The following is a 14386-nucleotide window of genomic DNA, read 5'->3' as shown; positions in this document are numbered from 1 at the left end:
CTACCTCGACCTCCGCGTGATCAGGAAGTTGACGACGCCGAGCAGGGTGATCAGCAGGAAGATCATCCAGGCCACGGCGGAGCCGTAGCCGTAGTCGAAGTCCCGGAACGCCTTCTCGAACATGTACATCGACACGGTCTGGAACTGGCGCAGGCTGCCGCCGGAGATGGCGAAGCTGCCCTGGCCGAAGATCAGCGGCTCGGTGAAGAGCTGCATGCCCGCGATGGTGGACATGACGACGGTGAAGACGATCGCGGGCCGGATGTTCGGGACGGTGATGCTCCAGAACTGCCGGACCTTGCCCGCACCGTCCACGGTGGCCGCCTCGTACAGGTCCTTCGGGATCGCCTGCATCGCGGCGAGGTAGATCAGCGCGTTGTAGCCGGTCCAGCGCCAGTTGACCATGGTGGCGATGGCGGTCCAGGACGACCACTTGTCGGCGCGCCAGTCGACCGCGTCGACGTTCACCAGGCCCAGCAGGCCGTTCACCATGCCGGCGTCGCGGTCGAAGATCTGGCTGAACACGATGCCGACGGCCGCGACCGACGTGACGATCGGCAGCAGCACGCCCATCCGCAGGAACGTCACGGCGCGCAGCTTCTGGTTGAGCAGGCTCGCGAGCACCAGCGCCCCCAGCAGCTGCGGCACCGTGGCGAGCACGAGCATGCCGAGGGTGTTGTAGACCGAGTTCCAGAAGTCCGGGTCGCCGAAGAGCGCGACGTAGTTGTCGAGCCCGACGAACGCGCCCGCGCCGGTGATGTCCCAGTCGTGCAGGGACACCCAGGCCGTGTAGACCAGCGGGAACAGCCCGAAGACCGCGAAGATCACGAAGAACGGCGCGATGAACAGGTACGGCGACCACTTCACCTCGACGCGCGAGATCCGGTCGCGCAGCCGGGAGCGTGGCCGGCCGGGCGGCCTGTTCCCGGCCGCCGGGGTGCGTGGGGCCGTCCTCGGCCGCAGATCAGTCACCAACGTGTGTCCTCAGGTGGTGGGGATGGCGGCCGGGGCGGAGATCTCCGCAGCGCCCCGGCTGCCAAGTCGCTACTTGGCCAGGCGCTTGGCGTCGTCGACGGCCTTGGTCCAGGCGTCGGCGGGCTGGAGCTTGCCCTGCTCCACGGCGAGCAGCGCGTTGCCGACGCGGTCGCCGATGGCGTTGTTGTCCGGGCCGAGGTAGACCGGCTTGAGCGCCTTGACGCTCTCGCCGAAGATCTTGCCGACGGGCGCGTCGTTGAAGTACGGGTTCTTGAAGTCCTGCACGAGCGGGTCGTCGATGGCCTGCGGCGAGGACGGGAAGTTGTTCTTCGCCTTGAACGCGGCGGTCTGGCCCTTGGCGCTGGTCAGGAACTTCGCGAGCTCAGCGGCCTGCTTCTGGTGCGTGCTCTGCGTGGGTACCGCGAGGAACGAACCGCCGCGCACCGCGCCGTTGCCGGGGACCTTCGTGACGTCCCACTTGCCCTTGTTCTCCGGGCCTGCCTGCTTCTCGATCGTGCCGAGCATCCAGGACGGGCAGGGGATCGTGGCGAACGTGCCGTTCTTGAAGCCCGCGTTCCACTGTGGACTCCACATCTCGATGTTGGCCGAGAGTCCCGACTTCACCATCTCGATCGACTTGTCCCAGGTGTCCTTGACGGCGGAGTTCGAGTCGATGACGAGCTTGTTCGCGGAGTCGTAGTAGGTGTGGTCGCCGGACTGCATCAGCATGTTCAGGTAGACGCCGCCGGTCGAGTCGTAGAAGCCGACGGCCGGGGTCTTCGCCTTGAACCTCTTGCCGGTGGCGAGGTAGTCGTCCCAGGTGGGCCAGAGCTTGCCGACCTCGTCCCGGTCGGTGGGCAGGCCCGCCGCTTCGAAGAGGTCCTTGCGGTAGCACATGCCCTGGGCGCCGACGTCCGTGCCGAGGCCGATGACCTTGCCGCCGTCCGAAGTGGACGCCTGCTTCCACTTCCACGGCAGGAAGTTCCCCGACAGCTCCTTGGTGCCGTGGTCGAGCAGGTTCACGAACTGGTCGGGCTTCGCCATGAACTGCGAGAGGATGCCCTCCTCGATCGCCACGACGTCGCCCGCGCCCTTGCCGGTGGCGAGCCACTGCTGCAGCTTCGGCGTGTAGTCGCCGAGCTTGCCGATGTTCTCCTCCTTGATCTTGATGCCGGGATGGCTCGCCTCGTACTCCTTGTACAGCTCGTCGTAGCCGAACTGGCTGAACGTCTTGACGACCAGCGTGACGTCCCCCGACGACGCGGGGTCGGCGCCGCCACCACACGCGGACACGGCCACCAGCGAGCTGAGCAGGGTCGTGGCGAGCAGAGCGCGCCTCGGTCGAACACCCATCGAAGAACCTCCAGTTGGCGGATGGTCTGCAAGCGCTAACACTTGGAACTGGTTAGTTTTCAGACCACTGGAACACCGTTCACCTGCTGCGACGCTGCGGCTTCGGCCGGTGTGCGCCCATCGGGGTCGGGGGAGACTGTGAGCGCTTACAGGACTGTAACCACGAGGCCATCCGGATGTGAAGAGGTAGCGCCGGTCACATTTCGATGACGCGGGATCGTTGACACACGGGGTCGGGTGGGTGAACATTCGCTCGACGCTGCGGTCCCGCCGGGAGACCTTCGACTTGTAAAGGGCTCCGGTATGTCCGTGAAGACCAGGCTGGTGGCAACCGGCCTTCCGCTCGTGCTCCTCGCAGGTTTCGTGACGCCGGCGACTGCCGCCGACGCCTACGAGCGCGTGCTCAACGGCAAGTTCGACACCGTGAAGACTCCTTGGTGGAGCAGCGGAATCGCTCCGTCCACAGTGGTCGACGGCCGGCTCTGCGCGCAGATCCCCGGCGGCACGGCCAACCCGTGGACCGCGATGATCGGCCAGAACGACATCCCGCTCGAGGCAGGCCAGCCCTACACGCTGCGCTTCACCGCGACCGCGACGAAGAACGTCACGGTGCGGGCGGCGGTCGCGCTCGGCGTCGCGCCGAACACCACGGTGCTCAACAAGGCGGCCGCGCTCACCAGTACTCCCAAGACGTTTGAGTTCACCGGTACGTCCACAGTGGCCACCCGCACCGGTGGTCAGGTCGCGATCCAGGCGGGAGCGGTGTCCGCGGAGCCGTTCACGCTGTGCATCGACGACGTGTCGCTGACCGGCGGGATCGTGCCGCCCGGTGGTGGCTGGGACTACGGCTCGCCGGTGCGCACCAACCAGCACGCCTACCCCACCGCCGGCACCAAGCGCGCCTCGATCGTCTCCTCGTCCACCACGCCGCTCGACTGGCAGCTGCGCGACGCCGCCGGTGTGGTCGTGCAGACGGGGAAGACGCAGGTCAAGGGCCTGGACGCGATGACGCGCGACGACGTGCACATCGCCGACTTCTCGTCGTACAAGAAGGCTGGAAGCGGTTACAGCCTGACCGTCGGCGACCAGGCCGGCTACCCGTTCGACATCACCGACAAGCCCTACGACCAGCTGCGACGCGACTCGCTCGCGTACTTCTACCACAACCGCAGCGGCATCCCGATCGAGGCGAAGTACGTCGGCGACGCCTACGCGCGACCGGCGGGCCACGTCGGTGTGGCGCCGAACAAGGGCGACATCTCCGTGCCGTGCCTGCCGGGGGAGTGCGACTACTCGCTCGACGTGAGCGGCGGCTGGTACGACGCGGGTGACCACGGCAAGTACGTCGTCAACGGCGCTCTGGCCGCATGGCAGCTGATGGACACCTACGAGCGCTCGCTGTACACGTTCGACGTCGAGGGCTTCCGCGACGGCCTGCTGTCCATTCCCGAGCAGGACAACAGGCGGCCCGACGTACTCGACGAGGCGCGCTGGGAGATGGAGTTCCTGCTGAAGATGCAGGTGCCTGCGGGCAAGCCGCTCGCGGGCATGGCGCACCACAAGATCCACGACCTCGCCTGGACCGCGCACCCGATGCTGCCGGGCAACGACCCGCAGCCGCGTTACCTGCACGCCCCTTCGACGGCCGCCACGCTGAACCTCGCCGCCGCCGGCGCCCAGTGCGCCCGCGTCTACCGGATCTGGGACCGTGCGTTCTCCGACAAGTGCCTGGCCGCGGCCGAGACGGCGTGGAAGGCCGCGCTGGCCAACCCCGCGAAGTACGCCCCGCGGGAGGACGGCGTCGGCGGCGGTGCCTACGACGACACCAACGTCACCGACGAGTTCAGCTGGGCCGGCGCCGAGCTCTACGCGACGACCGGCAAGCGCGAGTACCTGAACAAGGTCACCACGAAGCTGACCGCGGCAGGGTTCTCCTGGAAGGACACCGGCGCGCTCGCCGATCTCACGATCATGCGCCTGCCGCTGAAGTTCCCGCTGGACCGCGTGATCACCGCCCGCGCGCGGCTCATCAACGTCGCCGACGGCCACCTGCGCGACCTGAGGTCGCAGGGCTACCCGAACCCGTCCAAGCCGGCCGACGGCCAGTACGCCTGGGGTTCGACCAGCGCCACGCTCACCGCGTCGATGATCATGGCGATGGCCTACGACACCACGTTCGACCGCAAGTACAGCGACGCCGTGATCGAGTCGATGGACTACCTGCTCGGCCGCAACGGCCTCAACCAGTCGTTCATCAGCGGCTACGGCGAGAAGGCCAGCAAGAACCAGCACCACCGCCACTGGGCCAACCAGGTCGACGCCCGCCTGCCCAACCCGCCTGCGGGCTCACTCGCCGGCGGCCCGAACTCCGGCCTGCAGGACCCCGTGGCCCAGCAGAACCTGCCGGGCTGCGCCCCCGCGAAGTGCTACCTCGACGAGCTGGGTTCGTGGTCCACCAACGAGGTCGCCGTCAACTGGAACTCGGCCCTCGCCTGGGTCGCGGCGTTCGCCGACAGCCGCTGACCCCCTGACAACTCCCACCGCCCCCGCCCGCACACCGCCGTGCGGGCCGGGGTGATGGGTGAGAACGGTCCCCATCCGAGAGGAGATCCACAGTGCGGTGGATAACCCGTTCCGCGGTCGCCGTCTGCGCGGTCATGTTGCTGTCACCCGCAACCCATGCCACAGCAGCCAGCCCGCTGGACCTGACCAGCGGCTTCTACGTCAACCCCAACTCCGCGCCCGCAACCTGGGCGCGCACCAACCCGAGTGACTCCAGGTCGTCCCGGATCCAGTCCTCGATCGGCTCGAAGCCGATCGCCCGCTGGTTCGGCAACGACGCCACCATCGGCTCGACCGTGGCCGACTACGCGGGCGCGGCCGACGGCCAGGACAAACTGCCGGTCCTCGTCGCCTACAACATCCCCAACAGGGACGCGTGCGGCGGCCACTCGGGCGGCGGCGCCGGCAGCGCGTCGGCCTACCGGACCTGGATCTCGGGCTTCGCGGCCGGCATCGGCACCAAGCCGGCCGTGGTGATCATCGAACCGGACGCGCTCGCCGCCTACGGCTGCCTGACCCAGGCACAGCGCGACGAGATGGCGGGCCTGCTGAAGTACGCCACCGAACAACTCAAGGCCAAGGCCCCCAACACCTACGCCTACCTCGACGCGGGCAACGCCGGCTGGGGCACCCCGTCGACCATGGCGTACCGGCTGAACGAAGCCGGCGTGGCCAACATCCGCGGGTTCTCGGTCAACGTGTCGAACTACTACACGACCAGCCAGTCGATCAGCTACGCCGGCGCGGTGAACAGCTTCCTGCCCGCCGCGAGGCCGTTCGTGGTCGACACCAGCCGCAACGCCAACGGCCGCAACTCCGATCCGAACGGCTGGTGCAACCCGGCCGGGGCGAAGCTCGGGGTCGCGGCTCAGGCCGGTGGTGGGGCCGACATGGTGTTGTGGGTGAAGACGCCCGGTGTGTCGGATGGACCCTGCGGGATCGCGCCCGGTACTCCTGCTGGGACGTTCAACCCGGATCTGGCGATTCGGTTGATCAACGGAACCTGACGAACTCGAGGGTCATGAGTTGGACTGGGAGGAGGCCGTCCGCGCACTGCGGACGGCCTTGCCTAGCGACTACCGCCGACTGGTCGAGCGGTACGGGGGTGGCCAAGCCGGCGTTGCTCGATGGTCCGAGGCCCGCGGCGAGGAGTGGGAGCACTTCGAGATGGGGTGCGCGGAGTTCCTCGCAGGGACGCTGACCGGTGAGGTGCGGTCGGACCTGCTCTGGTCGCGGCACCCGACCGACCCCACACGTTCCTGCCGAGCCGGCTGATCGAGTAAGTCCGGCTGTTCAACACCCGAAGTGCTCCTGGCCGTCCGACGCTCCACGGGTACCTCCCCGAAAACCGGGGTATAGTCCGCTTCGTAGGGATCGCGTCACGACTAAGGACACGAACATGCCTTTGACCGGTGAGTACGTACCGAGCACGTTCGACATGGCCCGCGAGCAGGTGGAGCTGATCGAACGGTCCGGCGGGACCGAGGGCACGGACAACCGGGGCAGGCCGGTGATCGTGCTGACCTCGTTGGGCGCCAAGAGCGGCAAGCTCCGCAAGACGCCCCTGATGCGGGTCGAGCACGACGGTGAGTACGCCGTCGTGGCGTCGCTGGGTGGTGCTCCCAAGCATCCGGTCTGGTACTTCAACCTCGTCGGGCACCCGCACGTCGAGCTGCAGGACGGCCCGGTGAAGAAGGACTACACGGCACGCGAGGTCGACGGTGCCGAGTACGACACGTGGTTCCAGCGTGCGGTGGAGGCGTGGCCGGACTACGCCGAGTACCAGAAGAACACCACCCGGAAGATGCCCATCTTCGTGCTGACGCCGGAGGTCTGAACGGCGCGGAGGTCACGCCGGCAGGATCAGCTGCCGGTCCTGACGCAGCTGCCGGGCCATGTTCCAGCCCAGCACGCCGACGACCCGGCCCTGCACCAGGTAGTGCGCCACGAACTTCCGCTCGGCGATCCCGCCGTGGGCGACCACCATCTCCGCCCCGGCCGGGAACACGCCGTACGCCTGGATCTTCGCGTCGAACTGGTCGGTCCAGAAGTACGGCACCGGGGCGAACGGCGTCCGTGCGCCGAGCAGGGTGCGGGCCACGGCCATGCCCTGCTCGGTGGCGTTCATCCGGTGCTCGACCCGCATCAGGCCGCCGAAGTGGGGGTTGAACCAGCGGGCCACGTCGCCGGCGGCGTACACGCCCTCGGCCGCGCGGCAGGTGGCGTCGCACACCACGCCGTCGTCCACCGGCACGCCGGAGCCGTCCAGCCAGGCGGTGGCGGGCGCGGCGCCGATCGCGACCAGCACGACGTCCGCCGGCAGCACGGTTCCGTCGGTCAGTTCGACGCCCGACACCGCGACCGAGCCGTGCAGTGCGGCCACTCCGACTCCGGCCAGCAGCCGCACCCCCTCTTCCTCGTGGAGTTCGGCGATCGCCGTGGCGACCCGATCGCCGAACTGGCGGACCAGGGGGAGTGGCAGCGGGTCGACCACCGTCACGTCCAGGCCCAGCCGACGGGCCGACGCCGCGGCTTCAGTACCGAGGAAGCCTGCGCCGACGACCACCACCGAGGACGACCGCAGGAGGTCGCTGCGCAACGCCAGTGCGTCGTCGATGGTCCGCAGCACGTGCACGCCGGCCAGATCATGGCCGAACGGCAACGAACGCGGGCTCGTGCCGGTGGCGATCACCAGCGCGTCGTAGCCGATCTCCTCGCCGCTCGACAGCGCCACCGTGCGCCGAGCGAGGTCGAGGCCGGTCGCCGCGCTGCCGAGTTTCAGCTCGATGTCGGATTCGACATACGCGGAATCGGGGCGCAGCAACGTCTTCGAGGGGTCCCAGGTGCCCGCCAGGACCTGTTTGGACAGTGGCGGGCGGTCGTAGGGGAGCGCCTTCTCGTCGCCGACCAGGGTGAGCCTGCCGGTGTAGCCCTCGCGGCGCAGCGTCTCGGCGGTGGTGACGCCTGCCGCCGAAGCGCCGACGACGACCACCCGTTCGAGGTGCCCCACTACTTGTCCACCACGATCGCCAGCGCCGGGCACAGCAGGGCGGCGTGCTCCGTGGCCGCTTCGAGGTGGGCGGGCGGCGACTCCAGCAGCAGGACCACCATGCCGTCCTCGTCGCGCTGGTCGAACACGTCCGGTGCCGCGAGCACGCACTGGCCCGCGCCCACGCAGGCGTCCACGTCGATGCGGACCTTCATCGGTTGTCAGCTCCGTCCCAGGTGACAGGCAACGAGCGCACGCCGTAGACCAGCGCGTCGTCCTTGAACTCGATCTCCTCGAACGGCACGGCGAGCCGCAGGGTCGGGATGCGCTGGTGCAGGCGGGCGAACACCTCCTGCAGCTCGACCCTGGCCAGCTGCTGGCCGAGGCACTGGTGGATGCCGTAGCCGAACGCCAGGTGCGCGGTCGCCTCGCGCCCCAGGTCGATGCGGTCGGGGTCGGGGAACACCGACTCGTCGCGGTTGCCGGCGGACAGCGCGGCCACGAGCCACTCGCCTGCCTTGATCGTCTCGTCGCCGATCGTCACGTCGCCGGTGGCCTGCCGCAGGACGCCGAACTGCACGATCGACAGGTACCGCAGCATCTCGTCGACGGCGGTGCCCGCGAGGCCGGGGTCGGCCCGCAGCGCGGCCAGCTGGTCCGGCTGGCGCAGCAGTGCCAGCGTGCTGAGGCCGATCATGTTCGCGGTGGTCTCGTGCCCGGCGATCAGCAGCGTGATGCCCAGGGTCACCAGTTCCTCGACCGACAGCTCCTGGCCACTTTCCCGGGCTCGCACGATCAGCCTGCCCAGCAGGTCGTCGCCCGGTGCCGCCAGCTTGGTCAGCACGAGCTGCGTCATGAACCCGACGACCTCGAGGTTGGCCTGCTCGAGCGCGGCGGGGTCGCTGTTGGTGCCGATGAGCACCGCGGTCTGCTCCTGGAACCGGTCGCGGTCGGCGTAGTCGACGCCCAGCAGCTCGCAGATCACCAGGGACGGGATCGGCAGCGCGAAGTCCGCGACCAGGTCGACCGGGCCGGTGCGGGCCAGCAGTGCGTCCAGGTGGTCGTCGACCAGGCCCTGGATGTACGGGCGCATGGCCTGGATCCGCTTGACGGTGAACTCCGGCGTCAGCAGGCGACGCAGCCGCGCGTGGCCGGCGCCGTCCATGTTCAGCAGGCTGCCGGGCGCCACCGGGCGGTCGAGCAGGCCACCCGCCACGACGTGCGTGGACGGTGCCGCGTGCGAGCTGAGGTTGGGGTCGCTCAGCGCCGCGCGCACGTCGGCGTAGCGGCTGACGACGCGGGCCTCGACGCCGACCGGACACGCCAGCGACGCCGTTCCCTCCTGGGCGCGCAGCTCCTTGTACTCGGCGGGCGGGTCGAACGGGCAGCCGGAGTCGCGTGCGGTGGGGAAGCCGGGAGCTAATTTGGCAGTCGCTGTCATGTGACCGAGACTGCCAGATGACATGGAGTGCCGCAACTGCGTGTCATATGGCAGTTACTGCCAAGTGGCAGTGCTACGGTTCGCGGGAGACCGGGGCAGGGAGGGCGCTGTGGGCTTGCGCGAGACGAAGATGGAACGCACGCGGCGGTTCATCGCCGAGTCGGCGTTCGACCTGTTCGTCGAGCAGGGGTACGACGCCACCACGATCGAGCAGATCGCCGCCGCGGCCGAGGTCGGCACCCGCACGCTGTACCGCTACTACGCCACCAAAGAGGCGCTGGTGGTCAGCTTCGTGGAGAACGGCCTGGACGCGGCGATGGACGCCTTCCTCGCCCAGTCCGACGAGACGCCGCTGTCCGAGGCGCTCTACGCCGTCATCGACAGCGTCGAGCGGACGATCAGGGCGAACCCGGCCCGTCTGCTCGCCCTGTACGACATCTTCGACAAGACCACGGGCCTGCGGGCGGGCCTGGCCGACCTGTGCTGGAGCTGGCGGCAGCGGCTGGCAGGGGAGATCCTGCGCCGCGAGGGCGGCACCGGGGACGTGTTGCACGCCGCGCTGACCGCCGCGGGCACCATGAACGTGATCGAGGTCGTCGTGCAGACGTGGACCGCGAACGCCGGCGGGGTGGAGGTCGCGGACATCACCCGCGACACGCTGGAACTGTTGCGCACCAAGGCGATCCCGTTTCCCACCCCCGCCGGCTGACCTCGGTCAGCTCTGCGCGGCGCGCGCCTTGAGCATGGGCGACATGTCGAACACGCTGATCACGTGGCTGATCTTGCCGTCGGTGACGGTGAGGTACTCGGCGCCGTGGAGGTTCTGCACGAACGGTAGATCGACGGAGTAGACGGTGACGGCGCGGGTGTCGTGGCCGAGCACGTCGAGGACCTCTCCCTTGACGAGCGTGCCCACGAACGGCGCCAGAAACCGCCGGTAGCCGTCGATGCCCTCGATCCGTCCGCTGGGGGCGTCGCACACGACGTCGTCGGCCACGAGGCTCAGCGCCTTCTCGGCGTCGCCGCTGGTCCAGGCCCGGACGTACTCGCCGGCGATCGTCTGTGCGGCACCGGTGATGGTGGTCATGACTGGTGGTTCCTCTCCGGAGGTGACTCGATGACCAGAGTGTCGTCGGGGATATATGTCACCTCCTGTCATGTACGTGGAGGAGATTTGAGGACATGAGGTCCGACCGCCTGCTCTCGATCCTGCTGCTCCTGCAGACCCACGGGCAGCTGTCCGCGGCCGCGCTGGCCGGACGGCTGGAGGTCTCCGCGCGCACGATCATGCGCGACGTCGAGGCCCTGTCCACGGCAGGCGTGCCCGTCTACACCGTGCGCGGTCCTCAGGGCGGCATCGCGCTGCTGCCCGGCTACCACACGGACGTCACGGGCCTGACCGCCGACGAGTCCCGCGCCCTGTTCGTGGTGCTGACCGGTTCCGCGCACGCCGAGCTTGGGCTCGGCCAGGCCCTCGGTTCCGCGCTGCGCAAGGTCATGGCCGCGCTGCCCGTCCCGCACCGCGACGGCGCCGACCTGACCAGCAGGCGCGTGCTGATCGACCCCGTTCGCTGGCGCGGCGCTCCCGGGGCCTCGGACCTGGAGGTCTACCAACGGGCCGTGTTCGCGGACCTGCGGCTGGAGCTGCGCTACCGGCACGGCCGCGACAACCGGGTGCGCACCTACACGGTCGATCCGTACGGCCTCGTCAACAAGGCAGGCGTCTGGTACCTGGTCGCCGACCACCAGGGCGAACCCCGCCTCTACCGCCTCGACCGGGCGCAGTCGGCCACCGTCCTCGGCGAACCCGTCCAGCGCCGCGACGGTGTGGAGCTCGACGACGCGTGGGAGGCCCTGCGCCGCCGCATCGACGACCTGCCGACGCTGGTGGCCGTCACCGCGCTCGTGCAGGACGACGTCCTGGCGCTGTTCCTGCGCGTGCACCAGGGCGACCTCGCCGAGCCTCCCGTGCCGCACAAACCCGGTTGGAGCGAGGTCGGACTGCGCTTCCGTTCCCTGCGCGCCGTCGAGACCCTGCTCGCCTTCGGCCCCGGCGTAGAGGTGCTCGCCCCGGACGAGGCGCGCGAGGCCCTCGCCCGGCAGGCCAGGGCGATCGCCGACCTCTACGAGCAGCGACGTTCGTCGCACGGCGAAGCAACCTGAACGCTTTCGGCGCGCGTTGGCAAAGACGGGGTGCAAGGGAGAAGCAGAAACCCCGAGGAGCTTCATGTCGTCAGACGCGGAACTGATCGACAGATCGCTGCGCGGAGACACCAACGCCTTCGTCGAGGTGATCAGTCGCCACGAGACCGCGATCGGGAACTACCTCGCGCGCAGGGTGGGGCGGCAGGCCGCCGAGGACGTCCTCGGCGACGTGTGGGTGGCGGCCTACGAGTCCCGTGCGAACTACGACAGTTCGTATCCCGAGGCCAGGCCTTGGTTGTACGGCGTCGCGCTGAACAGGTTGCGACGGCACTGGCGGTCGGAACCGGCCGAGGACCCGGCGCCGGACCTGACGCGCCTGGCGAGCGACTGGGACCCCTGGCCGGAGGTGGACGCCCGCGTGGACACGCAGGCCCCGCTGCGCAGGGCACTGGCCCGCCTCAAACCGGAGGAACGGGAAGTGCTGGGCCTGGTCGCCTGGGAGGACCTGACCGTCGCGGAGGCAGGGCGAGTGCTCGAGATCCCCGCGGGCACGGCCCGGCGCCTGCTGCACCAGGCGCGCAAGACGTTGCGTGAGACCCCCGAGGTGGCCGCGCTGCTGCAAGTCCCGACAACGTGAAAAGACACCCCATGGATGAAATGGACCTGATGAAGAATCTGCGTGAAGTGCCGACTCCGAGTCCGGAGGCCTATGACCGTGCCCGCACGGCGCTGCACACGGCGATGACCGAACCCGTGGCCGCGGTCGTGCGACCGAAGCGCTGGTTCTCCTGGCCGAGGGTCAGCGTCGCGGCGGTCGGCGCGGCAGCCGTCGCGGTGGCCGTGGTGCTGGGCACGACCGGCGGCACCGTCCCGGCCGGACCCTCCGTCGCGGCCCCGCAGGTGGTGGTCGAGTCGCCGCTGGTGAAGCTGGCCTCCGACATCACGGCCGCCGCGCAGCCCGGTGACTCGTCGCTGGTCATCACCAAGAAGGTCGCGCCGGACGGCTCGCTGTACGTCGTCTACACCGTCTACACCGACAAGGGCCAGGTGTTCACCGGGGACTCGGTGCGGACCCTGGCGGCCACGGCCGGCAAGAACGACGACGGCGCCCGCCCGTTCGACGGCAAGGTGATGGCCGCGGCCCGCCTCGCCGCGACCGGTGACGTGGAGAAGGCGCGGACCGCGATGGTCACCGCCGCCGGCAACTTCCTGGGAATCGGCCTGAGCCCCGCCGAGGCGGACAAGGCCTGGGCGGACGCCCAGGCAGAGGTCGCCGAGACGTTCCGCGAGCACGGCAAGCCGGTGCCCGCCCCCAGGCCACGCCCGACGGGTGCGGAACTCGAGAACCTCATCGGCAACCACCTGTGGAGCAACACCACGTACGCGTTGTTCGTCGGCGCCGCCAACGCCGAGGTCCGCTCGGGTGTGCTGAAGCTGCTCGCGACCATGAAGGACGTGACCGTCGGCGAGACCAGCGTGGGCGGTCAGCGCGCGCTGACCCTCACCGGCGGCCCGGCCATCCAGGGCGGCGGAGGGTCGCAGGTGATCACCGTCAACGCCGACAACGGCCTGCCGTTCAGCTCGGAGGTCGTCCCCGACAAGAACTCGGCCGACCCGTCGAAGCCGTCGATGGTGAAGTACGAGTCGTCGCGCGTGAACCTCGCCGACGTGGTGGCGGGCAAGATCTGATCGTCGCGCCGGAACGTCCTGGGAGGGCCGAGATCACGTCGGTCCTCCCAGGACGATGTTCAGGCGCAGACGTTCGAAGAGCTGTTGTTCAGCGTGAGGTTGCGGAACGTCGTGTTGGTCCCGCAGGGGCTCTCGCGCACCGACGAGTTCGTCACCGTCAGGTTCTGCACGGTGATGTCGCGGTTGTTCGGGAACTCCGAGCGCGCGGCCAGCCGGATCTCACCGCCGCCGGTCACCGTGCCGCTCTGCGCCGCGAGGGTCACGTTGGTGCAGTTCTCGATCAGGACCGCGTTGTTGCCGGTGTTCGCGAGGTCGATCCGGTCGATGGTCAGACCGCCGCTCTCGGACACGCAGAACACGCCGCGGCCGCCGCCGCGGGCGCGGACCGTGCCGACCCGGATGTTGGTGGGGTAGCCGGTGCCGATGCGGCCGTTGCGGTTGGCGGTGCGGAACGCCGCGTACCCGGTGCCGGCGCCCGCGTTCTCCGCGTCGACCGTGCCGACGGTGGCGTTGATGGTGTCGTTGAGCAGCAACCCGGACTCGCCGACGTTGCGAGCGGTCACCGTGCCGACCGTGAGGCCGTCCACGCCGTAGGTCTCGACGGCGTGGCTGCTCGCGCCGGACGCGAAGACGGTGTCGATCCTGATGTTGCGGCTGCGGACGCTGGTGTCGCCGCGGTTGTCGACGCGCACACCGAGGCCGCCGGACAGCCGCAGGTCGATCTGCCCGAGCACGACGTTGTCGACGTTGCGCAGGAAGATCCCGTACAGCGGACGGCCCGTCACGCTGAGGTGGCGCACCTCGACGTCGCGCGTGCCCCTGGAGTAGATCGGGGCCTGGTCGCCGGAGCCGGTGCCGGTCACGTTGACCGTGCCGCAGACGTCGATGCCGGTGTAGCTGGGCAACGAGATCCGCGAGTCCGCGCCGATCGACCCGCTGCCGCGCACCACGACCCACTGCTTCGAGGTGCGTCCGCTGGAGAGGCTGTTCACGGCGGCCTGGACGGCGGACCGCATGTCGGCGCCGGTGTAGACGGTCCGGCTGCCGTTGCGGGAGGTCCACGTGCCACCGTTCAGCACCGCCTCGGCGTTGAACGTCAGGTCACCGCAGGCCATGATCCGCGGCGTGGCGGTGGCAGGTGCGAGACCTCCGAGCACGGCCGCCACCGCCACTGCCGCGCCGATGCGCCATCTTGTCGAGAGCATGCGAGATCTCCTTTCGGTGGGTGCGGC

15 protein-coding genes are annotated in these 14386 nt (G+C 69.4%); 8 read left to right on the top strand and 7 right to left on the bottom strand.

Annotated features, from left to right (window positions below; all coding sequences use genetic code 11):
• Both ACSHWB_RS40810 and ACSHWB_RS40805 read right to left on the bottom strand, forming a co-directional pair.
• Positions 1-972 (bottom strand): carbohydrate ABC transporter permease, encoded by a 972-nt coding sequence (locus ACSHWB_RS40810; RefSeq protein WP_439658670.1) that lies wholly within the window; start codon positions 970-972, stop codon positions 1-3.
• 72 nt (positions 973-1044) lie between these two features.
• Positions 1045-2328, bottom strand: a complete 1284-nt coding sequence (locus ACSHWB_RS40805; protein WP_439658669.1) for an ABC transporter substrate-binding protein — start codon at positions 2326-2328, stop codon at positions 1045-1047.
• Between the two features lie 309 nt (positions 2329-2637).
• Between ACSHWB_RS40805 and ACSHWB_RS40800 the strand changes: the two genes are divergently transcribed.
• The 4 genes from ACSHWB_RS40800 to ACSHWB_RS40785 all read left to right on the top strand — a co-directional run bounded on the left by ACSHWB_RS40800 (position 2638) and on the right by ACSHWB_RS40785 (position 6727).
• On the top strand, positions 2638-4851 hold the full coding sequence (locus ACSHWB_RS40800) for a glycoside hydrolase family 9 protein (protein ID WP_439658668.1): 2214 nt from the start codon (positions 2638-2640) through the stop codon (positions 4849-4851).
• Positions 4852-4943: 92 nt separating this feature from the next.
• Positions 4944-5897 carry a glycoside hydrolase family 6 protein gene (locus tag ACSHWB_RS40795; RefSeq protein WP_439658667.1) on the top strand — a complete coding sequence of 318 codons (954 nt, stop codon included), beginning with the start codon at positions 4944-4946 and terminating at the stop codon, positions 5895-5897.
• Between the two features lie 19 nt (positions 5898-5916).
• On the top strand, positions 5917-6165 hold the full coding sequence (locus ACSHWB_RS40790) for a hypothetical protein (RefSeq protein ID WP_439658666.1): 249 nt from the start codon (positions 5917-5919) through the stop codon (positions 6163-6165).
• Between the two features lie 124 nt (positions 6166-6289).
• Positions 6290-6727, top strand: coding sequence for a nitroreductase family deazaflavin-dependent oxidoreductase (locus tag ACSHWB_RS40785; protein ID WP_439658665.1), 438 nt, complete (start codon positions 6290-6292; stop codon positions 6725-6727).
• Between the two features lie 12 nt (positions 6728-6739).
• Here ACSHWB_RS40785 and ACSHWB_RS40780 read toward each other — a convergent pair whose 3' ends face one another.
• From ACSHWB_RS40780 to ACSHWB_RS40770, 3 genes are read right to left on the bottom strand one after another with little or no spacing between them, the layout of a single operon-like run.
• Positions 6740-7900, bottom strand: coding sequence for an NAD(P)/FAD-dependent oxidoreductase (locus tag ACSHWB_RS40780; protein WP_439658664.1), 1161 nt, complete (start codon positions 7898-7900; stop codon positions 6740-6742).
• The gene (locus ACSHWB_RS40775) at positions 7900-8094 is read right to left on the bottom strand and encodes a ferredoxin (RefSeq protein ID WP_439658663.1); all 195 of its coding nucleotides are present in this window, start codon (positions 8092-8094) and stop codon (positions 7900-7902) included. Before ACSHWB_RS40775 ends, ACSHWB_RS40780 begins: the two co-directional genes overlap by 1 nt.
• Positions 8091-9155 (bottom strand): cytochrome P450, encoded by a 1065-nt coding sequence (locus ACSHWB_RS40770; protein WP_439658662.1) that lies wholly within the window; start codon positions 9153-9155, stop codon positions 8091-8093. Before ACSHWB_RS40770 ends, ACSHWB_RS40775 begins: the two co-directional genes overlap by 4 nt.
• A gap of 274 nt (positions 9156-9429) precedes the next feature.
• On the opposite strand from ACSHWB_RS40770, the gene ACSHWB_RS40765 reads away from it, so the two are divergent.
• Entirely contained in the window at positions 9430-10029 is a 600-nt protein-coding gene (locus ACSHWB_RS40765; RefSeq protein ID WP_439658661.1) for a TetR/AcrR family transcriptional regulator, read from the top strand.
• Positions 10030-10035: 6 nt separating this feature from the next.
• Here the strand turns inward: ACSHWB_RS40765 and ACSHWB_RS40760 are convergent, their stop codons facing one another.
• Positions 10036-10407 carry a nuclear transport factor 2 family protein gene (locus ACSHWB_RS40760; protein WP_439658660.1) on the bottom strand — a complete coding sequence of 124 codons (372 nt, stop codon included), beginning with the start codon at positions 10405-10407 and terminating at the stop codon, positions 10036-10038.
• 95 nt (positions 10408-10502) lie between these two features.
• On the opposite strand from ACSHWB_RS40760, the gene ACSHWB_RS40755 reads away from it, so the two are divergent.
• The 3 genes from ACSHWB_RS40755 (at position 10503) to ACSHWB_RS40745 (ending at position 13154) form a co-directional block, all read left to right on the top strand.
• Positions 10503-11483, top strand: coding sequence for a helix-turn-helix transcriptional regulator (locus tag ACSHWB_RS40755; protein WP_439658659.1), 981 nt, complete (start codon positions 10503-10505; stop codon positions 11481-11483).
• A gap of 64 nt (positions 11484-11547) precedes the next feature.
• A complete protein-coding gene (locus tag ACSHWB_RS40750; RefSeq protein WP_439658658.1) occupies positions 11548-12102 on the top strand; it encodes an RNA polymerase sigma factor in 555 nt (184 codons plus the stop codon).
• A 29-nt stretch (positions 12103-12131) separates the two neighbouring features.
• Positions 12132-13154 carry a hypothetical protein gene (locus ACSHWB_RS40745; RefSeq protein ID WP_439658657.1) on the top strand — a complete coding sequence of 341 codons (1023 nt, stop codon included), beginning with the start codon at positions 12132-12134 and terminating at the stop codon, positions 13152-13154.
• Positions 13155-13213: 59 nt separating this feature from the next.
• Here the strand turns inward: ACSHWB_RS40745 and ACSHWB_RS40740 are convergent, their stop codons facing one another.
• A complete protein-coding gene (locus ACSHWB_RS40740; protein ID WP_439658656.1) occupies positions 13214-14359 on the bottom strand; it encodes a hypothetical protein in 1146 nt (381 codons plus the stop codon).
• Positions 14360-14386: the final 27 nt, after the last annotated feature.

Origin of the sequence: Lentzea sp. HUAS TT2 (assembly GCF_051853195.1) — a bacterium.
GTDB lineage: Bacteria > Actinomycetota > Actinomycetes > Mycobacteriales > Pseudonocardiaceae > Lentzea.
This window is presented reverse-complemented; position numbering and strand designations above follow the sequence as displayed.